General features: G+C 62.0%; 15 protein-coding genes. 11 read left to right on the forward strand and 4 right to left on the reverse strand.

The annotated features are described in order from the left end of the window. The first annotated feature begins 3 nt into the window (after positions 1-3). The 4 genes from BXY39_RS05560 to BXY39_RS05575 all read left to right on the forward strand — a co-directional run bounded on the left by BXY39_RS05560 (position 4) and on the right by BXY39_RS05575 (position 8,108). Positions 4-2,562, forward strand: coding sequence for a response regulator (locus tag BXY39_RS05560; protein WP_211332107.1), 2,559 nt, complete (start codon positions 4-6; stop codon positions 2,560-2,562). A gap of 138 nt (positions 2,563-2,700) precedes the next feature. Continuing rightward, on the forward strand, positions 2,701-3,786 hold the full coding sequence (gene recA / locus BXY39_RS05565; RefSeq protein WP_121937868.1) for a recombinase RecA: 1,086 nt from the start codon (positions 2,701-2,703) through the stop codon (positions 3,784-3,786). A 316-nt stretch (positions 3,787-4,102) separates the two neighbouring features. Continuing rightward, positions 4,103-6,781 (forward strand): alanine--tRNA ligase, encoded by a 2,679-nt coding sequence (gene alaS / locus BXY39_RS05570; RefSeq protein ID WP_121937869.1) that lies wholly within the window; start codon positions 4,103-4,105, stop codon positions 6,779-6,781. Between the two features lie 133 nt (positions 6,782-6,914). Beyond that, entirely contained in the window at positions 6,915-8,108 is a 1,194-nt protein-coding gene (locus BXY39_RS05575) for a cyclic nucleotide-gated ion channel (protein ID WP_121937870.1), read from the forward strand. Between the two features lie 105 nt (positions 8,109-8,213). On the opposite strand, the gene BXY39_RS05580 is transcribed toward BXY39_RS05575, so the two are convergent. Together BXY39_RS05580 and BXY39_RS05585 are read right to left on the reverse strand one after the other, a co-directional pair. After that, positions 8,214-9,428, reverse strand: a complete 1,215-nt coding sequence (locus BXY39_RS05580; protein ID WP_121938366.1) for an NADP-dependent isocitrate dehydrogenase — start codon at positions 9,426-9,428, stop codon at positions 8,214-8,216. A gap of 459 nt (positions 9,429-9,887) precedes the next feature. Then, positions 9,888-10,478, reverse strand: coding sequence for an LOG family protein (locus BXY39_RS05585; RefSeq protein WP_121937871.1), 591 nt, complete (start codon positions 10,476-10,478; stop codon positions 9,888-9,890). A gap of 143 nt (positions 10,479-10,621) precedes the next feature. Between BXY39_RS05585 and BXY39_RS05590 the strand changes: the two genes are divergently transcribed. Beyond that, positions 10,622-11,656, forward strand: coding sequence for a LysM peptidoglycan-binding domain-containing protein (locus tag BXY39_RS05590; RefSeq protein ID WP_121937872.1), 1,035 nt, complete (start codon positions 10,622-10,624; stop codon positions 11,654-11,656). An 80-nt stretch (positions 11,657-11,736) separates the two neighbouring features. Here the strand turns inward: BXY39_RS05590 and BXY39_RS05595 are convergent, their stop codons facing one another. Next, positions 11,737-12,150 carry a hypothetical protein gene (locus BXY39_RS05595; protein WP_121937873.1) on the reverse strand — a complete coding sequence of 138 codons (414 nt, stop codon included), beginning with the start codon at positions 12,148-12,150 and terminating at the stop codon, positions 11,737-11,739. A 305-nt stretch (positions 12,151-12,455) separates the two neighbouring features. Between BXY39_RS05595 and BXY39_RS05600 the strand changes: the two genes are divergently transcribed. Next, the gene (locus BXY39_RS05600) at positions 12,456-13,163 is read left to right on the forward strand and encodes a phosphatidylserine decarboxylase (protein WP_211332109.1); all 708 of its coding nucleotides are present in this window, start codon (positions 12,456-12,458) and stop codon (positions 13,161-13,163) included. Between the two features lie 28 nt (positions 13,164-13,191). Beyond that, positions 13,192-14,013 carry a CDP-alcohol phosphatidyltransferase family protein gene (locus BXY39_RS05605; RefSeq protein ID WP_245998976.1) on the forward strand — a complete coding sequence of 274 codons (822 nt, stop codon included), beginning with the start codon at positions 13,192-13,194 and terminating at the stop codon, positions 14,011-14,013. 71 nt (positions 14,014-14,084) lie between these two features. On the opposite strand, the gene BXY39_RS05610 is transcribed toward BXY39_RS05605, so the two are convergent. Beyond that, complete coding sequence (locus BXY39_RS05610; RefSeq protein ID WP_121937875.1) at positions 14,085-14,588, reverse strand: PadR family transcriptional regulator; 504 nt, start codon at positions 14,586-14,588, stop codon at positions 14,085-14,087. Between the two features lie 327 nt (positions 14,589-14,915). Here BXY39_RS05610 and BXY39_RS05615 point away from each other — a divergent pair, with 327 nt between their 5' ends. The 4 genes from BXY39_RS05615 to guaB all read left to right on the forward strand — a co-directional run bounded on the left by BXY39_RS05615 (position 14,916) and on the right by guaB (position 20,349). Beyond that, on the forward strand, positions 14,916-15,767 hold the full coding sequence (locus tag BXY39_RS05615) for an SPOR domain-containing protein (RefSeq protein WP_121937876.1): 852 nt from the start codon (positions 14,916-14,918) through the stop codon (positions 15,765-15,767). A gap of 846 nt (positions 15,768-16,613) precedes the next feature. Beyond that, entirely contained in the window at positions 16,614-17,909 is a 1,296-nt protein-coding gene (locus BXY39_RS05625; protein ID WP_121937878.1) for a Ppx/GppA phosphatase family protein, read from the forward strand. Positions 17,910-17,942: 33 nt separating this feature from the next. Next, complete coding sequence (locus BXY39_RS05630) at positions 17,943-18,641, forward strand: RlmE family RNA methyltransferase (RefSeq protein WP_121937879.1); 699 nt, start codon at positions 17,943-17,945, stop codon at positions 18,639-18,641. 238 nt (positions 18,642-18,879) lie between these two features. Further along, positions 18,880-20,349 carry an IMP dehydrogenase gene (guaB, locus tag BXY39_RS05635; RefSeq protein ID WP_121937880.1) on the forward strand — a complete coding sequence of 490 codons (1,470 nt, stop codon included), beginning with the start codon at positions 18,880-18,882 and terminating at the stop codon, positions 20,347-20,349. The last annotated feature ends 2 nt before the right edge of the window (positions 20,350-20,351 follow it).

The raw sequence follows: 20,351 nt of genomic DNA on the forward strand, positions 1-20,351 counted from the left end.
GTCATGGCCGGTCTGATTGACGATTTTTTTCCTGTGGCCGTCCGCTCGGATGAGAGCGGACGCGAACAACCGCTCAGCCGTAAGCCGGGCGGCGGACCGCTGCGGCTGTTTGCGCGGCTGATCGTCTGGCCGTTTCCGGTGATACTGGCCGGTGTGGGCATATTCGCTGCCTCGCAAGGCATGGATGCGGCCCTTGCCGCCCTTGCCGGCGGTCTTGCCGTGCAAGGCGTTATGCTTGCCGCCATGCTGTGGCGCTGGCGCGATCCGGGCGGGACGGACGTGCCGGGGCTTGCTGACCAGAACCCGCTGGCCGAGGCGCTGCTGGCGCATGATGGCAAACCCGTCATGGTGACCACCCTGCGGGGGCGTTTTGTCACCGCCAGCGCCCCCTATATGACGCTTGCCGGGGAGACGGCCTCACTGCGCCCGTTTCTCGCCCGGTCGGAAGACCGCCGGCTACTGGCCGGCATCCTGACGCAGATACGCCGCACGGGCAGCGGCAGCGCGCGGCTCGACCTGCGCTTTCCGGGAGATGAGACGCCCGCGGCCTATCGTGTGCGGGCAACCCGCGCCGGTGACCGGTCCGGCGGTACACCCGGCGATCTGGTCGTCTGGACGGTGGACGGTGACACACGGACACCGGCCGATGCGCCAGCCGATGGGGCAGCGGATACGTCCCCGGCGGACAATGTATTGGCAGGGCATGTCGCGCCCCTGGAAACATGGGTGGGCAGGTTGCTGCAAACGCTGGAGTGCGGCCTGATCCTTGAGGACAAGGCTGGCCGGCCCCGTTATATGAACCGTGTCATGCGTGGCTGGCTGGACGGTCCGGCGGACAGGGGCGCTGGCGACACGCCGCTTCTGTCAGCGGTGGGCGCGCGGGACGAAAAAGTGCTGGCTGCCGCCCTAGGACCGCAGGACGGCGGCCTGCATTTGCCCGATGGCCGCCGCCTTGACATGGCGGTATTCGATATTGCCGGCCCGGGGGCAGAGGGCGTTTCTCCCGGTCGGTGTATCCTGTGCGGCGAGTTTCCCCCCGGGCAGGCCGGCGCGCGTGAGACGGCCGATGACACGCGGCTGGCCGGTCCCGTTTTTGACGCGGCGCCGATTGCCGTCGCCATCGTGGAGCGGGATGGAAGCCTGATCGAACAGAACAGGCTGTTCAGCGATCTGTTGCGGGAAACCGGCGCGGACAGGGATGGAAATGTCCTGTCCATGCTGCCGCAGGAGGACAGAAATGAACTGGCCGGTCTGATCCGCGATATTTACGGCGGGGCCATGCCGGGCCGTTTGCTGGAAGTGACCCTGCACGGCGAGCGGGAACGTCTGGGGCGGATTTATTCTTCGTCCCTGACGCATGGCCCGCGCCGGGCGGCGGTGCTTTATTTCATTGATACGACCACCGAGAAAAGCCTGGAACGCCAGTTTTCCCAGGCCCAGAAAATGCAGGCCATCGGCCAGCTTGCCGGCGGTGTCGCCCATGACTTCAACAATCTTCTGACGGCGATCCTGGGGTTTTGCGACCTGCTGCTGCTGCGGCATGATCCGTCGGACCGGTCCTTTTCCGATCTGATGCAGATCAAGCAGAATGCGAACCGCGCGGCCAATCTCGTGCGTCAGCTGCTGGCTTTTTCCCGCCAGCAGACATTGCGGCCGAAAGTTCTGATCGTGACCGATGTGCTCGCGGAACTGTCCAATCTGCTGCGGCGCCTGATCGGCGAGAAAATCGATTTTCGCGTCCATCACGGGCGTAACCTGAAATCCGTCAAGGTGGACCAGGGACAACTGGAACAGGTCATCATCAATCTGGCCGTCAATGCGCGCGACGCCATGCCGGACGGCGGTTCCCTGGAAATCCGCACCCGCATGGTGGAAGAGGGTGATGTCCTGATCGACACCCATGACGTGATCGAGACGCAAAGCTATGTCCTCATCGAAGTGGAGGACACCGGCACCGGTATCCCGCAGGAAAACATCAACAAGATTTTCGAGCCTTTTTTCACCACCAAGGAAGTGGGGCAGGGCACCGGGCTGGGCCTTGCCACGGTTTACGGGATCGTCAAACAGACGGGCGGCTATATTTTCGCGGAGTCCAGTGTGGGAGAGGGGACCGTCTTCCGGCTGTTTCTGCCGGTCCACGGTGAAGACAGTGAGGACGTACGGGTGGAGGTCAAGCCGGAAGCCGTGCGCGACCTGACCGGTGCCGGGACCATTCTGCTGGTCGAGGATGAGGACCCTGTGCGCATGTTCGCGCGTCAGGCGCTCAGCAACAAGGGATATACCGTTCTGGACGCTGATTCCGGCGAAGCGGCCTTGCGGCTTCTGGACGACCATGACGGTCCGGTCGATCTGATGATTTCCGATGTGGTCATGCCGCAGATGGACGGCCCCGCGCTGGTGCAGGCGGTGCGCCGGAAATATCCGGATATTCCGGTGATCCTGGTATCCGGCTATGCCGAGGATGTGCTTCGCAAGGATCTGGAAGCCGGCAAATACGAATTTCTGTCCAAGCCGTTTTCCCTGTCCGATCTGGCGGAAAAAGTTAAGTCCCTGATCAGATAGTCTTTTTGCGACAACTTTGTGCGCATTGCCATGGCGCATTAAGAACAAAATAAGAATATGCTTTCCATTTAAGAACAAAAAGTGTACAAACTGTCCATTGAAGCCCTCACGGCCCTGTGGAATAAGGGAGGCCAAGTCATGTCGATGCCGGAATTGCAGTTAGTGAAGGGAAGTTCCATGGATAAGGCGAAAGCCCTGGAAGCGGCGCTCAGCCAGATCGACCGTGCCTTTGGCAAGGGGTCGGTGATGAAGTTGGGCCAGCGCGACAGCTCCATCGAGATCGAGGCGATCTCCACCGGGTCCTTGAACCTGGACATCGCGCTTGGGATCGGCGGATTGCCGAAGGGGCGCATTGTTGAGATTTACGGACCGGAAAGCTCGGGCAAGACGACGCTTGCGCTGCATGCGGTCGCCGAATGTCAGAAGGTCGGCGGGATTGCCGCCTTTGTGGATGCCGAACATGCCCTGGACCCTGTCTATGCCCGCAAACTGGGCGTCGATGTGAATGAACTGCTGGTCAGCCAGCCCGACACAGGCGAGCAGGCGCTGGAAATCGCCGACACGCTGGTCCGGTCCGGGGCCGTTGACATACTGGTGGTTGATTCGGTCGCGGCGCTGACGCCCCGCGCCGAACTGGAAGGGGAAATGGGCGACAGCCACGTCGGATTGCAGGCGCGGCTGATGAGCCAGGCCCTGCGCAAGCTGACGGCCTCCATTTCCCGGTCCAACACCATTGTCATCTTCATCAACCAGATTCGCATGAAGATCGGTGTCATGTATGGCAGCCCGGAAACCACGACAGGCGGGAACGCCCTGAAATTCTATGCATCCGTGCGGCTTGACATTCGCCGTGTCGGCCAGATCAAGGACCGGGACGAGGTGGTGGGTAACTCCACCCGGGTCAAGGTGGTCAAGAACAAGCTGGCGCCGCCCTTCAAACAGGTCGAATTCGACATCATGTACGGGGAAGGTGTTTCCAAGATGGGGGAAATCATCGATCTTGGCGTGAAGGCCGGCGTGGTGGAAAAGTCCGGGTCCTGGTATTCCCATTCCAGCCAGCGTATCGGCCAGGGCCGGGAAAACGCCAAAAAGTTTCTGTTGGACAATCCCGATGTCGCCAACGAGATCGAACACCAGATCCGCAAGAATGCTGGGCTGGTCAATGAGGCCATGCTGGTCGACCCGACCGACGAAGAGGCAAAGGACGCAAAGGATACGGCCTGAGCCGGCAGTGCCGGCAGTGATCCGCTGACAAGGGATTTTCTGACAACCGGTCCATGGAGGGCGGCCCCGATTGCGGGGCCGCTTCTTTCTTTTGCGGAGGGGCGGGCGCTTTGCCGGTTTTCGCCGCTTTTCCCAGGAGAGACGCGGTGGGCGAGGGCCTTGCTGGACAGTGTCTCCTCCCGGCGCTAAAAGCGCGGTATAGTCTAAGTGGCATATGCAAATTGCATATGCAAATTGGTCCGGTGCCTTGAAAATTCCGTGCCTTTGAGGGGCGGACGGCGGTACCGTGACACTGCATGAGTGGAGAGCCGGAGCGATGAGCGGAGCCGCAACCAGTATCAACGATGTCCGCAAGGCCTTTCTGGACTATTTCGCGGCGCGGGATCATGCGGTGGAGCCGTCGGCCCCGCTGGTGCCGATGAATGACCCGACCCTTCTGTTCATCAATGCGGGTATGGTACCGTTCAAGAATGTGTTCACCGGTGCCGAAGTGCGCGACATCCCGCGTGCGGTTTCCAGTCAGAAATGCGTACGGGCCGGCGGCAAGCACAATGATCTGGACAATGTGGGCTATACGGCGCGGCACCACACTTTTTTCGAGATGCTGGGCAATTTTTCCTTCGGCGACTATTTCAAGGACGTTGCCATTGAACATGCCTGGCATCTGGTCACGCGGGAGTTCGGTATCGATCCGCAGCGTCTGACCGTGACCGTCTTTCACGAGGATGACGAAGCCCACGGTTTATGGCGCAGGATTTCCGGCCTGCCGGACGACCGCATCATCCGGATCGCCACGTCGGACAATTTCTGGTCCATGGGCGACAGCGGGCCGTGCGGACCCTGTTCGGAAATCTTTTACGATCACGGGCCCCATATCTCCGGTGGCCCCCCCGGCACGCCGGAGGAAGACGGCGACCGTTTCGTCGAAATCTGGAACCTCGTCTTCATGCAGTATGAACAGCAGGCGGGCGGCGACCGCATCGATCTGCCCCGGCCCAGCATCGATACCGGCATGGGGCTGGAACGGATTGCCGCCGTCATGCAGGGCAGCCACGACAATTATGACATTGATCTGTTCCGCCGTCTGATCGATGCCTCCATAGAGGCGACCGGCGCGCCGGAAACCGATGCCACACGCCCGTCCCACCGGGTGATCGCCGACCATTTGCGGGCCGTCAGTTTCCTGGTGGCCGACGGCGTCCTGCCGTCCAATGAAGGGCGGGGCTATGTACTGCGCCGGATTATGCGCCGTGCCATGCGGCATGCCCACTTGCTGGGGGCGAAGGATCTGGTCATGCACCGCCTGACGCCGACGCTGGTGGCGGAAATGGGTGCCGCCTACCCGGAACTGGTGCGCGCCGAGGCCCTGATCACCGAGACATTGCGGCTTGAGGAAGACCGGTTCCGGCAGATGCTGGAAAAGGGTCTGCGCCTTCTGGACGAGGCGACGCAAGGGGTGTCGACGGGGGCCGAACTGCCCGGTGACGTGGCCTTCAAACTGTATGACACATACGGGTTTCCGCTCGACCTGACACAGGATGCCCTGCGTGCCCGTGGCATCGGTGTCGATGAAACCGGTTTTGCCGAGGCCATGGCCGAGCAGCGCGCCAAGGCCCGTGCCGCCTGGTCCGGTTCCGGCGATGCGGCGACGGAAAAGGTCTGGTTTGAAATACTGGACGACCGTGGGGCCAGCGAGTTTCTCGGCTATACGGCGGAACGGGCGGAAGGGGAAATCGTCGCCATGGTGCGGGACGGCGCACGTGTGGATACGGCACAGCCCGGCGAAACGGTGTCGGTGATCTGCAATCAAACCCCTTTTTACGGCGAGTCCGGGGGCCAGATGGGCGATACCGGCGTTGTGACCGGCCCCGTGGGCCGGGCGCGGGTGGAGGATACGCTGAAGAAGGCCGGTGGCCTGCATGTCCACCGGGCCGTGGTGGAAGAGGGATGTCTCGCCGTCGGTGACACGCTGGACATGGCCGTTGACGGAGACCGCCGCAGACGGTTGCGGGCCAATCATTCGGCCACCCATGTCCTGCACGAAGTGCTGCGCCGCCAACTGGGAGACCATGTGACCCAGAAAGGCTCCCTGGTGGCGCCGGACCGGCTGCGGTTCGATATTTCCCACCCCAAGGCGGTCGCACCGCAGGAACTGCGCGCCGTCGAGGAGGAGGTGAACCGCCTGATCCGCGACAATGCGGCGGTGGAAACCCGCCTGATGACCTATGACGACGCCATCGGATCAGGCGCAATGGCGCTGTTCGGCGAAAAATACGACGATGAAGTGCGCGTGGTGTCCATGGGCACGGCGCAGGACGATCAGAACCGCCCGCACTTTTCCGTGGAACTGTGCGGCGGCACCCATGTGAGACAGCTGGGCGATATCGGTTTGTTCACCATTGTCGGGGAAAGCGCCGTATCCGCCGGTGTGCGTCGGATCGAGGCCCTGACGGGCGCGGCGGCGCATCAGCATTTGCTGGAACAGCAGGCGTTGTTGAAGGCGGCGGCCGATGCCGCCCGGTCCGCGCCCGGTGAACTGCCGGAACGGATCGCGTCCCTGATCGCCGAGCGCCGCGTCCTGGAAAAGGACCTGGCCGAGGCGCGCAGGAAAGCGGCCCTTGGCGGTGGCGGCTCCGGCCCTGCACCGGTCGAGGTGGCCGGCCTGAAATATCTGGGACAGGTGCTGGATGGTGTCAGCCCGAAAGAACTGCGCGGTCTCGCGGATGAGGCAAAACAGACCCTTGGCAGCGGTGTGGTGGCCTTTGTCGCGGTGAATGACGGCAAGGCCGCCGTTCTTGTCGGCGTGACGGAGGATCTGGCGGGCCGTATCAGCGCGGTCGATCTTGTCCGTGCCGGGGCGTCAGCCGTCGGCGGCAAGGGCGGCGGCGGGCGGCCCGACATGGCGCAGGCCGGCGGACCCGACGGCGACAAGGCGGATGCGGCCCTGGCCGCCATATCCGGCGCGATCGAGAACAGCCTGATGCCGGCCGCCTGAGACCGCTGCCGGCCATGATAAAAGGGCGTATACGTCCGACAAGGATAAGGGGAAGACACTGACACCGGACCGTCGGAAAAACACGCTGCGCCGCCGCCTGTTCGACTTTCTCGAACTGGGCAGTTTCGGCAGTGTGCCGGCCACGGTTTTCGAATGGTTCATGATCGTCCTGATCCTGGCGACGGTTGCCTCCGTCGCGCTGGAGACCGTGCCGCTCCTGTGGCAGCATTATCAGGACTGGTTCGTCATGTTCGAGGTGGTGTCCCTGGCCATTTTCACCGTCGAATATCTGGCCCGCGTCTGGGTGTCGGTTGAGCGTGACAATGGCGGCACGGTGGCACCGTGGCGCAGCCGCCTGCATTATATGGTCTCTCCGCTGGCGCTGGTGGATCTGGCGGCGATATTGCCCTTTTATCTGATTGCCGGGGCGGACCTGCGTTTTCTGCGTATTTTCAGACTGCTGCGTCTTTTGAAGCTGGTGCGCTACTCGCCCGGACTGGCATCGCTCGGCCGGGTGGTCTATGCCGAGCGCCGCGCCCTGCTTGCGGCTTTTATCGTCATGATGGGCCTGCTGTTTTTCGCGTCATCGGCCATGTATTTCGTGGAACGGTCGATCCAGCCGGATGTGTTCGGCAGCATTCCGCAGGCGCTCTGGTGGGCGCTGGCCACCTTTACCACGGTCGGGTACGGCGATGTGGTGCCGATCACGCCTTACGGCAAGATGGTCGGCGGGGTCGTCATGATTTTCGGCCTGGCATTTTATGCCCTGCCGATCGGGATTATCGCATCCGGCTTCAGCGATGAGGTGCATCGGCGCGAATTTGTCGTGCCCACCGGGGTGATCGCAGAGATTTCCCTGTTCAGGGGGCTGTCCAAGGAAACGGTTGCCGATATTGCCGCGCGCCTGCGCACACTGATGATCACGCCGGGCACGGTTGTCACCCAGCGCCGGGACGAGGGCAACGGCCTGTATTTCGTCATGTCCGGCGAAATCAGCGTTTTTTACCATCAGCGGTCCATACAGCTCGGTCCCGGCGATTTTTTCGGAGAAACCGGACTGATCTCGGAAAACGGCCGCCAGCCGGCCTGTATCGCCCGCAGCAAATGCCGCCTGTTGTGGCTGGAACACCCGGACCTGCACATGCTGATGACACTGAACCCGCAACTGATCGGGAATATCCGTGGGCAGGCGGAAAAACGGCTGACCGATTTTGTCGACGACGGCCTGATCAGTCCGAAGGACGGGACCGCCATGCTGTCGGTCCTGTCGCTGATGATGCCGGATCCGCTGAGCGGGGCCGGGGGCGACCCCACCCTGGAAATATGACCAGGCCCCGCCGGAGAACCCGGCAGGGCCTGCGAAAGCTTTCGATCCGCGGGTCCGGACTTGAGCCATCGGGCCCGGTGTTCCGTGCCCCGCCGGCGTGTCCGGTCAGCCCAGTTCCGCCTTCAGGTTTTCATCGATCTTGTCGAAGAACTGGCCGGTGGTCATCCACGCCTGATCGGGGCCGATCAGCAGGGCCAGGTCCTTGGTCATGAAGCCGTTTTCCACCGTCTGGATGCAGACACGCTCCAGCGTCCTGGCAAAGGCTTCAACCTCGGGCGTGCCGTCCATTTTGCCGCGATACTGAAGTCCGCGCGTCCAGGCAAAGATGGAGGCAATCGGGTTGGTGGAGGTTTCCTTGCCCTCCTGATGCTGGCGGTAGTGCCGGGTCACGGTGCCGTGGGCGGCTTCGGCCTCGACCGTCTTGCCGTCGGGCGTCATCAGGACCGAGGTCATCAGGCCGAGGGAGCCGAAGCCCTGCGCCACCGTATCCGACTGGACATCGCCGTCATAATTCTTGCAGGCCCAGACAAAGCCGCCGGCCCATTTCAGGGCGCAGGCCACCATGTCATCGATCAGGCGGTGTTCGTAGGTGATGCCGGCGTCCTTGAAGCGGTCCTCGAATTCAGCCTCGAAGACATCCATGAACAGGTCCTTGAAGCGGCCGTCATAGGCTTTCAGGATGGTGTTCTTGGTGGACAGATAGACCGGGTATTTGCGTTGCAGGCCGTAATTCATGCAGGCGCGGGCGAAGTCGCGGATGGATTCATCCAGATTGTACATGCCCATGGCGACACCGGCTTCGGGGAAGTCGAAGACGTCGCGCTCGATCGGGGCGCCGCCGTCCGCCGGGGTAAAGGTCATGGTCAGCTTGCCGGCACCGGGGACAAGAAAATCCGTGGCGCGGTACTGGTCGCCGAAAGCGTGGCGGCCGATGATGATCGGCTGATTCCAGCCGGGCACCAGACGCGGCACATTGTCGATGATGATGGGCTCGCGGAAAACGGTGCCGCCCAGAATGTTGCGGATGGTGCCGTTGGGGCTGCGCCACATTTTTTTCAGGTCGAACTCCTCGACGCGGGCCTCGTCGGGGGTGATGGTGGCGCATTTCACGCCGACGCCGTGTTCCTTGATGGCGTTGGCGCTGTCTATGGTGATCTGATCGTCGGTGGCGTCGCGGCTTTCTATGGACAGGTCGTAATAAAGCAGTTCCACATCCAGATAGGGCTGGATGAGGCGCTCCCGGATCCACTGCCAGATAATGCGTGTCATCTCGTCGCCGTCGAGTTCGACGACCGGGTTTTTCACTGTGATTTTTGCCATAATGTCCTCAAACGCCAAATGATCGGAGAGCGCCGTGTCAACGCCGGCGCCGGCCGGAATGCCATATCCCTTACCCAGTTTCGCTTTCCGGCGCGCCGTTACCCTTTGTCGCGGGGAAGCCGCCGCGCTTGCGGCGCGGCGACGGTCCATGCCGGTCAGGAGGTCTTGAATGACAGCCTTCTGGCAGTCGGCGGGACAAAGGGCCAGCCGGAAAATCGCGCGCACCCTAGCACCTCGCTTTTCAAAACTGAAGAGGCCAGTTCAAAACCGAAGACGCCAGTCGGCGGAAGCCGCGTTCAAGCGCCGGGCCATGTCCAAAACAACGGGCGGGCCATCCCCGGAGTGGTGGGGGCGTCCGGCAAGGATGGCCTGTTCCAGGGTGGATGGCCGGCTGGACCCGGTGACCGGCCAGAATGGGCGGCCAGTTAGAACAGGAGTCTGGTCAGACCAGGAGGTTGGTCAGAACAGGTGGCTGGCGCTTTCGCCTGTGTCCACCGCGCCGCCCTTCAGCAGGGTGACGGCCTGATCCACCGTGTCCGCGACTTTCAGCATGTCGCGGTGATGGTGTCCGGCAAATCCTTCCGTGACCACGGTATCGATCAGGTCGATCAGCGGTGACCAGAAGCCGCCTTCATTGATCAGGATGATCGGTTTTTTGTGCAGGCCGAGCTGACGCCAGGTGAGAATTTCAAAGGTTTCATCCAGGGTGCCGAGCCCGCCGGGCAGGATCAGAAAGGCATCCGACATGTCGAACATCAGCTTCTTGCGCTCATGCATCGAGGTGGTGACGATGGTCTCGCTCAGGCCTTCCTGGGTGATTTCCACGGCATCGAGATGGTCAGGGATGATGCCGACGACGCGGGCGCCGGCATGGGTGGCACTGCGCGCCACTTCGCCCATGAGGCCGACACTCCCCGCCCCATAGACTAGGCCGAACCCTTCTTTTGCCAGTTGTGTTCCAAGTGTCTGCGCCAATGTGGTATAGGCCGGTCTGGTGCCATGGCGGGAGCCGCAGTATACACAAACGGTTTTTACGGGGTATTGGGTCATCCAGTATTCGCTTTCGGTCAGGTTTGTTGGGGCGAAGCCTCAGTTTTGACAAGATTTTAATCGAAATCGAGGGAAGAAAAGTCCATCTTTCCTTACAGAAAGGCGACAGTTAAAAAATTGAGACAGCGTAGGGTGCGATCAGAATGGCAACACTTCCCCTGATAGGCAAGGTGCCGCAAAGAGTTTTGGCGTCTGTCGGCGCCGTCCTTGCCGTGCTGGTTCTGGCGGTGTGGCTGCTGTGGCCGTCGCCGGTCGGCGATCCGGGGGAAAACGGCGCCGGCGAGACCGGCACGCCCGCGCAAACGCCCGACCCCGCCGCCGTTCTGCCCGACGAGGCGCGCCCGGCCTTTGATCTGGTGCGCATATCGCGCGGCGGCACCGGCGTCATTGCCGGACGGATGAGCCCCGGCGCGCAGGTCGAACTGTTCGCCAACGGCCGCAAAATCTCCGAAGTGACCGCCGACGCCAATGGCGAATGGGTCATGATCCTGGAAGAGCCCCTTGCCGCCGGGTCGGTGGAATTGAACCTGAAGGGCCGCGAAGGCGCCGATGCGCCCGAGCGCGAAGCGGAAAATGTGGTGGTGGTCTCGGTCCCCGAACGGGAGAGCGAGCGTTTCATGGATGCCCGCGAAAACGGCGTCGTCGCGGTTCTGTCGCCCAAGGACGGCGACGGCGGCAGCCGCGTGCTGCAGAAACCCGGCAGCGCCGTCATTGCCGAAGTGGGCGACAGTCTGGCGGTCGACACGCTGGATTACGGCGCGGGAACGGAGGTCGTGGTCTCCGGCCGTGCGGTGGCGCGGGCCCAGGTGCGGCTGTATCTGGACGATGCGTATCAGGGCGAGGCGCGTGCCGATGACGGCGGCCGCTGGCAACTGGCCCTGCCGACGGCGCTGGAGGAGGGCGGGCACCGGCTGCGTGTGGATCAGACGCTGGGCGACGGCAAGGTCTTGCTGCGGATCGAGCAGCCGTTCGAGACCGGGCGCCCGCTTGACCCGGCCGAGGCGGAAGGCGGCGTGCTGGTCATGCCCGGCAACACATTGTGGCAGATCGCCCGCCAGCTTTACGGCACCGGGGTGCGCTACACCCTGATTTTCCGCGAGAACAGCGAACAGATTCAGGATCCGGACCTGATTTATCCGGGCCAGATGTTCCGTCTGCCCGACCGCGAGGCGGGCTGAGCGTCCGGCCGGATAGGCTGCGGGCAAAAAGCCCCGGGTGATCGGGATAGGGGTTCGGACGTCCCCTTGCCGGCGGCGCCTTACCCGATGGCTTTCAGATTGCTGCGCATTTCCAAAAGGTGCGGTTCCGCCTCCAGCAGGATGAGGGTCAGGGCGCTCATCAGGTCGGTGCCGCGCAGCAGGTCGTCCGTTCTGGTCATGCTTTCGAAATGCACCTCGCCGCTGCGCAGCAGCTTGTAGCGGCCGTCGAGCCCGCGATTGTTTTTATAAATGCCCGAAATGGCGCGGCTGCGCGCCTTGCCGTCCTCGACCGTGTAAAACAGCCTGCCGATCACCGCTTTCAGGTGAATGACGGGTTTGCCGTTGATGGAGGATTTCGCGGTGGCGTAAAACCGGATGCCCTCCCAGTCAAAATCGATGCTGTCGAATTGCCGTTCTTCAAGCCTTTCCAGCTGGCTTTGTGCCTGTTCGACCGTCTGTTGCAGTGTTTTCATCGATTTTTCGGTCTCTCATTCTGCCGAAAGCGAAACATCCGACCGGCAGAAACACCGGTTTGCGTGGGCATGGCCGGTGCGGGACCGGCCAAGCGTGCCTGATATGTTTGTTATAAGGGTGGTTTTGCCCACGCCGGGCGGTGCTGGCAAGGGAAAATTCCACCGGGGTCCTCCGCCCTAGCGGGTTGCAAATATGTGACGGTCGGTGTGGGCCCCGTGTCCGCTTTTCGGGTGCGGTGCTTGACGGCAGGGGGTGTTGCGGCCAGTGTGGCGGTGATTTTGCCGATGACAGACCATCGCGGCAAATGTGCAGATGTGTCAACGACAGGAAAGTACCGGGTAAATCCATGAAGGCCAGCGATACCGTCATAACGCCGATCCACCGTGAGGGGCATTTTTTCGTTGCGCTGTTTTTCGCGCTTTCGCTCATCCTCTTCTGGCTATGGGCGCCGCTTGGCTGGGTCGGACTGGTGGCAACCGCCTGGTGCCTGTATTTCTTCCGCGATCCCGAGCGCGTGGTGCCGCAGCGCGGCGGCATACTGGTCAGCCCCGGTGACGGTGTCGTCTCGTCCATCGGTCCCGCCAGGCCGCCGGCCGAACTGGGATACGGCGACGATGAGGAACGCCAGCGCATTTCGGTCTTCCTCAACGTGTTCAACGTCCATGTGAACCGCAGTCCCGAGGCCGGCACCGTCGCGGCGATGGTTTACGTGCCGGGGCGCTTCGTCAACGCCGCCGCCGACACGGCCAGCGACCGCAATGAAAGGCAGCTTGTCCGTCTGACGACCGATGACGGGCACGATATTGCCTTTGCGCAGGTGGCGGGCCTGGTGGCACGCCGTATTCTCTGCGATCTCAGCCCCGGGCAGAAAGTGGCGCGCGGCGAACGTTTCGGCATCATCCGTTTCGGCAGTCGTGTCGATATCTATCTGGACCCGGCCTATGACATTCTGGTGGCGCCCGGCCAGACCATGATCGGCGGCGAAACCGTTTTGGCGGCCGTGAAGGGGTAATCCCCTCTTATCCGTCGGGGAAGCAGACATGACCGGACACCGGCCAGACCCAGACAGCGACCTGCCGCCGACAGCGGAGCCGGCCATGCGCCACCACCGCATGTCCGCCGGGCCGCGCCTTGCGAAAATCTTTTCGATCCGCACCATCCTGCCCAATGTGGTTACGCTGGCGGCCTTTGCCGCCGGGCTGACCGCCATCCGTTTCGCCGCGCAGGAACGCTGGGAGCTGGCGGCGGCGTCCATCGTCGTGGCGGGGGTGTTCGACGGGCTGGACGGGACCGTGGCCCGTCTTTTGAAAAGCACCAGCCGTTTCGGCGCGGAACTGGATTCCCTGTCCGATGTGGTGGCTTTCGGTGTGGCGCCGGCGGTGGTGCTTTATCTGTGGAGCCTACAGGCCCTGGGGCGGTTCGGCTGGGCCGTCGGGCTGGTGTATGCCATTGCCATGGCGCTGCGGCTGGCCCGCTTCAATGCCCGCCTGGATGAGGCGGAAACGCCGCGCCGCCGCGCCGCCTATTTCACCGGGGTCCCAGCACCCGTGGGCGCGGGGCTGGCGATGGCCCCCCTGATGATGGAGTTCAGTCTTGTCGGTGGCGGCCTGGCGGCGTATCCGCTTTTTCTGGCGCTGTATCTGCTGGCCGTGGCGGGGCTGAGCGTCTCGACCCTGCCGACCCTGTCGCTGAAGGCTGTGCGTCTGAGGCGTCAGTGGTTTCCATCGGTAATGCTGTTTTGCGGGGTGATGATCGCCGGGCTTTTCACCCATATATGGACGACGCTTCTGGTAATGCTGGCGCTCTATCTGCTCAGCCTGCCGGTCATGGTCCTGCACTACCGGCGGCGTCGCCACCGCTAGGCCCGGACCGGTTTGACCGGAAAGGGGCGATCCTGTGCGGGGCCTGGCCTGCCGGGCGATGCCGGCGGACCTTAAAGCGTGTTGCGCTTGTCTTCGAGAAAACGGCGCGCCGCGTGCTGCATGGCCAGGCCGTATTCCAGAACGAAACGGGACGCGGGACTGTTTTCCCCTTCCAGCAGCATTTCAAGCTGTTCGATCTGGACATCGTGATGGGCCAGACGCTCATCGATCAGGTCGCCGGTCCGCTCCGGCGCAACGGCTTCCGCGAACAGCAGCGCTGCCAGAAATTCCGAGCGATGACGGTCCGGCCCAGGCGATTTGGCAAGGGCATCTTCCAGCGTTTTGCGTCCCTCGGAAGTCAGGCTGTAGACCTTCTTGTCCGGTCGTTTCGACTGGCTTTCGGCGCGAAAGGCGATCAGTCCTTCTTCCGTCAGCTTGGTCAGGGCCGGATAAATGGACCCGAAGCTCGCTTCGCTGAAGAAACTGAAACTGCCTTCGGCAACCATTTTCTTGATCTCGTATCCCGTTGCATCCCCAAGACTGAGTATGCCGAGACACAGTGTCCGGATATCCATATAAAGTCCTCGCCTGTTGCGTCTTTGTGCCCTGAGACTGTGCCGATTTTCGGGCAGGCCCCGCAGGGACATGCCATGGTATTCTATCGGGACATTGTATCGGGATGATATAGTATGCTGCGCGCGATCAGGCAAAGGAAAGCCGATCAGCTTTGCGTGAATACAGTGTCACAGAGCCGGCAAACCTGCTGCAAAAGCTGGCATCCATTTTGCTTTCCAAAAGTGGAAAAGCAAGCGGATGAGAGCGTATGGACCCTGACCCATACCGACAGCATGGACAGATGAGTATGCCGTGGGTCCGCAGTTCTGACGAAGGAGGGCAGATAGATGGATGCCGTTTCGAAAACCAACACCCATGCTGCCGGGTCGTGCGGGCATAGCCGGAATATGACAGTGGCCGGCGCCGGGAAGGCCCGTCGTCGTGTTATGGGACCGGCAAGTCTTGCCGGTATCCTGCTGATGGTCTCGGCGTGCGCCAGCGGCGGCGGTCTCTGGGAAAGCGGGGACGATATCCAGGTTCAGGCGCGGACCACGCTTCTGGAAAAGGATGTGGGCACGGTGTCCGAGGATTACCGGACGCTCAGGGACCGGTTCAACGCCCTTGAGGAGCTGTATGTCGATCTGGCCCGCGAACTGCGCATGCAACGCGCGGCCATAGCCGAATTGCGGGACAGCCAGGGTACGGCCGAACTGACCAGTCAGGCCCAGGCAAAGGCCCAGGAGGCCCTGAACAACGTCTCCGGTCTGCGGGTTGAAATCAACCGTCTGCAACGCCAGTTGCGTACGGTGGAACGGGTCAGTCTTGCCAACACCACGGCACTGGCCGCCAACGTATCCGCATCGACCGAGGAGGGCGGGGACGACGCTGACCTGCCCGTCGTGGACGCCGAACAGCAGTCAGATCCGTTTTACGGCGTCCATCTGGCGTCCTACCGGACACGCGATCAGGTGCCGGGTGCGTGGGAGGGGTTTCAGCGCCGCTTTGGCGATATGCTGTCCGGCCTGGTCCCGGTTGTCTATGTCCAGAGCCAGGAGGGAATCGGAACCTTTCTGCGTCTGATCGTCGGGCCGTTTGATACCCGTGCCGACGCCGGCCTCTTGTGCGAGGCGCTTCAGGGGCGCGATCCGAACCAATATTGCCGTACATCCGAATATCAGGGCGATCCCGTCGGCGGGTAGACACTGTCTCCGGCGTTCGCGTTCAAGGAATTTATACATTTTTACGGTGTAGGGCCGTTTGCGTGTGACAAAACCTTGACAGCGCCGCAGAAATCACGTCCCATCCTAATGCCTGAGACAATTTGTCGCCCGTTTCCGGCTGGGGAGGTGGAGCAGGCGATGCACCGCTGAAAGGGGAGAGCCGCTCAGACGTGTTGCAGGCAAATTTGTTTAGGCTCCGGGCACATGTGGGGGCATTGCTCGGTCTGGCGCGGTGAAGCGGCCCTGGTATCAGGGCTTTCGCCGCGCCTTCCTTTTGCGGACAGTGCGGCAGACAGGCAGGCAGTCAGCGGGTTCGTGGATGGCTCCTGATGCCTTTATCCACGCATATTGCGGCGCGGTTGCCCGGTCTCAGCGCGTTTTCGCCCCGACGGTGTGGGCGGAGGGCAGAGCCGTTACAGGGTTCGGCCCGGATCGCGGTGTAAAAAGAACCGGACCACAGCCATGGTGTTTTTCGCCTATATGCACGCGCGGCGTTTGGCTGTGCCTCCATGACAGGATCCGCTGCAGGGCGTCCTGAAAAGCGGCGAGGCCAAGAGCACCGGCACATAAAAACATGGCGGATACGGCAAGATGGGCGAGCATGATCTTTCCCCTTGTTCTATACATGTTCTTTATTGCCTGAAAAATCCGGCGCCATCAAGAACAAAAAATGAACAATTTCGATCCATGGACTCAGTGCTTCCGATGGAGGTTTCAGCCTGATTGCCAATATGGCGCGCTTGGTGCTAGAAACGGATCAAGTGTGGTATTGGCGCCCGATGAAGCCAATAGCCTGAAAAAACGAAAAAAAGAAAAGAGTGTTGCATGGCGTATCTGGATCATTCCAAGTCCGAGGATGACGAACCCGGTCCCGGTGAGCGCCGTGGAACCCGGTCGGATATCGATGCCGCAAAATCACGGCCGCATCGCAAAGCCAATGGCGTACAGTCCAAGCAGAATTCAGATAAACAGGGCTCTGGTAAACAGCGTTCTGGCAAACAGCGTTCTGGCAAACAGGGTCTTGGCAAACAGGGTTCTGGCAAGCAAGGATCGGCCAAGCAGAGTCTGACCGGACAAGGCACCGATGGCGCCGTTCAAAAGCGTGCCGCACACACGCGGCCGCCGCTGCGCGGTATCTACAGCGCCATTGATCTTGGTACCAACAACTGCCGTCTTCTCATCGCCAAGCCGACCCGCAAGGGCTTTCGGGTTGTCGACGCCTTTTCCCGGGTTGTCCGCCTGGGAGAGGGGATGACGAGAAACGGATGTATCAGTGACGTGGCCATGGACAGGGCGATTGCAGCGTTGCGTATCTGTGCCGACAAGATCCGCAAGCGCGGCGTCACCTGTATGCGTCACGTGGCGACGGAAGCCTGCCGGGTGGCCGAGAATGCCGACGACTTTCTTGCGCGTGTCAAGGCGGAAACCGGACTGAATATTGAAATCATTTCGGCGGCAGAGGAGGCGCGCCTGGCCGTTATGGGGTGTCAGTCGCTGGTGGCGCCCAGCAACCGCCACGCCATGGTGTTCGATATCGGCGGCGGCAGCACGGAACTGATCTGGGTGCGTATGCGTCCCGGAAAAGCCGCCGCCATAGAGGGGTGGATGTCCATTCCGTGGGGCGTTGTCAATCTGACCGAAGCCTATGGATGCCAGGGCGGACATGTGCCGCCAGAGGCCTACGAACGGATGGTCGACAAGGTGCGGGAGCACCTTCAGGAGTTCGAGCAGGCTTACCGCGTGTCCGAGCATGCGGGCAGTCGCCGGGTCCAGTTTCTGGGAACATCCGGCACGGTGACCACGCTGGCCAGCCTGCATCTGGAATTGCCCCGGTACATGCGTGACAAGGTTGACGGTGCCTGGATGAAGGCGGCGGATATCCGGGCATTGTCGGGCCGGGTTGCCCTGATGGCCTATGACGAAAGGGCCGCGCAACCTTGTATCGGGGCCGAACGCGCCGACCTTGTGGTTGCCGGTTGCGCGATTTTGGATGCCATACTGGGGATGTGGCACGTGCCCAGTCTGCGGGTTGCCGACCGGGGTATTCGTGAGGGTATCCTGCGCGGACTGATGCAGGTCGATCCCTTGCCGATCCAGGCTTACAAGCCGTCACACCTGTAGGACGGCCTGACGGCGCGGGATGAAAGGGGTGTCATGACGAATGGATGGAACCGCCAGTCAAAAACGCTGAGCCGGGCACGGGGTGCCAAGGTCCGCGTGAAGACGGCGCGCGGCCGCAAAAGCGGCTCCACACGCTGGCTGCAACGGCAGTTGAACGATCCTTATGTGGCGGAGGCCAAGCGCCTTGGCTACCGGTCCCGTGCCGCTTTCAAGCTGAAGGAAATCGATGAGCGTTTCGACCTTCTCAAAGGGACCGGGCGGGTGGTCGATCTTGGCTCGGCACCGGGGGGTTGGCTACAGGTTCTCAGTGAACGGCTTGGTGACAGGGCTGAAATTGTCGGCATCGACCTTCAGGAGGTGGAGCCGGTGGCCGGGACCGTCTTTCGGCAGATGGACTTTCTGGCACCGGATGCCGACAAGACGTTGAAGGCAATGCTGGGCGGTCCGGCGGATATTGTGCTTTCGGACATGGCAAATTCAGCCACGGGTCACAAGGGAACCGACCATTTGCGCACAATGGGATTGTGCGAGGCTGCGCTGGATTTCGCGCTGGATGTCCTGGCCCCCGGGGGCAGTTTCGTTGCAAAGGTGCTTCAGGGCGGGTCCGACCGGGATCTGATGACACGGCTGAACAGGCATTTTGCCGATGTGAAACATGTCAAGCCGCCGGCAAGCCGGCCTGATTCCAAGGAATGGTTCGTCGTCGCCAGAGGCTTCCGTCCTGGGGGCTGAGCTCCGGACAGCCCGGTTTCGGGCGAAAGACCGTCGGTTTCCGCCCCTTCCATATTTGCTCCATTAACAGTTTGTGTTCTTGCCCGGCTCGCGGTAATAAGCGGCGAATATCGCGCGCCGGTGGCTGCTCGCCCGCCGATCTGGGCGTTCCTGATCAGGATACGCCGGGTGGTTCAGAAGCAGCCTGACGGCATGCCGCGCCCGCACCGGACCCGCCTTGATCAGAAAGGGAGCGCCCATGGATATTCGTCTTGGTCTCACATTCGACGATGTGTTGCTTCAACCCGCGGCGAGCGATGTCATGCCGGCCGAGGTGGATGTGCGCACCCGGATCACCAGGGATATTTCCCTGAACACCCCGTTGATGTCCGCAGCCATGGATACGGTGACGGAAAGCGGCATGGCCATTGCCATGGCACAGGCCGGAGGGATCGGTGTCCTGCACCGCAATATGACCGCCGAAGCCCAGGCGGAAATGGTTCGCCAGGTCAAAAAGTTTGAATCAGGCATGGTCGTCAATCCGGTGACGATGCGCCCGGACCAGACGTTGGCCGATGCGCTCGACCTGATGCTGCGGCACAAGATATCCGGTATCCCGGTTGTTGAGAACGGGCCGGGCGAGGGGCCCAAGAAACTGGTTGGCATCGTCACGAACCGCGATGTCCGCTTTGCCACCAACACCAGCCAGCCCATTGCCGAACTGATGACCCGGGAGGTCGTGACCGTAGAACAGGGCGTCACCAGTGACGAAGCCAAGCGCCTGTTTCACCAGCACCGTATCGAAAAGCTGATTGTTGTCGATGACGCCTACCGGTGCGTCGGTCTGGTCACCGTCAAGGATATGGAAAAGGCGGTTGCCCATCCCGATGCCTGCAAGGATGGGCAGGGACGCCTGCGTGTGGCCGCGGCCACGAGTACGGGCGAAGATGGTTTCGAACGGGCGGCGGCACTGGTCGCGGCGGAATGCGACCTTCTGGTGCTGGATACGGCACATGGTCATTCGGCCCGTGTGATCGAACAGGTGCGCCGTATCAAGACCGAGTTCCCCCAGGCCCAGCTGGTTGCGGGCAATATCGCGACGGCCGAGGCGGCGCGGGCACTGATCGATGCGGGGGCGGATGCCCTGAAAGTGGGGATCGGGCCGGGGTCCATCTGTACCACCCGGATTGTCGCCGGTGTCGGCATGCCGCAACTGACCGCCGTGATGGATGTGGCGGAAGAAGCGGCACGGAGCGATACCCCGGTGATCGCCGATGGCGGACTGCGGACATCCGGCGATATTGCCAAAGCCGTTGCCGCCGGCGCCAGCGCCTGCATGGTGGGGTCTCTGCTGGCAGGCACGGAAGAAGCACCGGGAGAGGTCTTCCTGTATCAGGGCAGATCCTACAAATCCTATCGCGGCATGGGATCGGTCGGTGCCATGGCGCGCGGGTCGGCGGACCGGTATTTTCAGGAAGATGTCAAGGACACGCTGAAACTGGTGCCCGAGGGTGTTGAGGGTCAGGTGCCCTATAAGGGGCCTGCCGCCAATGTTCTGCACCAGCTTGTCGGCGGCCTGCGTGCCGGTATGGGGTATACGGGGGCGGCCACCATTGATGCCATGCGGCATCAGGCCGCTTTTGTGCGGATCACCAATTCGGGCCTGAAGGAAAGTCACGTTCACAATGTGACGATCACGCGCGAATCCCCCAATTATCCGACCAAGTAGGA

This window comes from Eilatimonas milleporae (assembly GCF_003688555.1).
Classification (GTDB): domain Bacteria; phylum Pseudomonadota; class Alphaproteobacteria; order Sphingomonadales; family Kordiimonadaceae; genus Eilatimonas; species Eilatimonas milleporae.

Excerpts from the sequence above, each read along its gene's own strand:
- BXY39_RS05605 (WP_245998976.1), top strand. The coding sequence starts at position 13,192 with ATGACCGGACACCGGCCAGACCCAGACAGCGACCTGCCGCCGACAGCG.
- BXY39_RS05615 (WP_121937876.1), top strand. The coding sequence starts at position 14,916 with ATGGATGCCGTTTCGAAAACCAACACCCATGCTGCCGGGTCGTGCGGG.
- BXY39_RS05610 (WP_121937875.1), bottom strand. The coding sequence starts at position 14,588 with ATGGATATCCGGACACTGTGTCTCGGCATACTCAGTCTTGGGGATGCA.
- alaS (WP_121937869.1), top strand. The coding sequence starts at position 4,103 with ATGAGCGGAGCCGCAACCAGTATCAACGATGTCCGCAAGGCCTTTCTG.
- BXY39_RS05630 (WP_121937879.1), top strand. The coding sequence starts at position 17,943 with ATGACGAATGGATGGAACCGCCAGTCAAAAACGCTGAGCCGGGCACGG.
- guaB (WP_121937880.1), top strand. The coding sequence starts at position 18,880 with ATGGATATTCGTCTTGGTCTCACATTCGACGATGTGTTGCTTCAACCC.
- BXY39_RS05580 (WP_121938366.1), bottom strand. The coding sequence starts at position 9,428 with ATGGCAAAAATCACAGTGAAAAACCCGGTCGTCGAACTCGACGGCGAC.
- BXY39_RS05560 (WP_211332107.1), top strand. The coding sequence starts at position 4 with ATGGCCGGTCTGATTGACGATTTTTTTCCTGTGGCCGTCCGCTCGGAT.
- BXY39_RS05595 (WP_121937873.1), bottom strand. The coding sequence starts at position 12,150 with ATGAAAACACTGCAACAGACGGTCGAACAGGCACAAAGCCAGCTGGAA.
- BXY39_RS05600 (WP_211332109.1), top strand. The coding sequence starts at position 12,456 with ATGTGCAGATGTGTCAACGACAGGAAAGTACCGGGTAAATCCATGAAG.
- BXY39_RS05585 (WP_121937871.1), bottom strand. The coding sequence starts at position 10,478 with ATGACCCAATACCCCGTAAAAACCGTTTGTGTATACTGCGGCTCCCGC.
- recA (WP_121937868.1), top strand. The coding sequence starts at position 2,701 with ATGTCGATGCCGGAATTGCAGTTAGTGAAGGGAAGTTCCATGGATAAG.
- BXY39_RS05590 (WP_121937872.1), top strand. The coding sequence starts at position 10,622 with ATGGCAACACTTCCCCTGATAGGCAAGGTGCCGCAAAGAGTTTTGGCG.
- BXY39_RS05625 (WP_121937878.1), top strand. The coding sequence starts at position 16,614 with ATGGCGTATCTGGATCATTCCAAGTCCGAGGATGACGAACCCGGTCCC.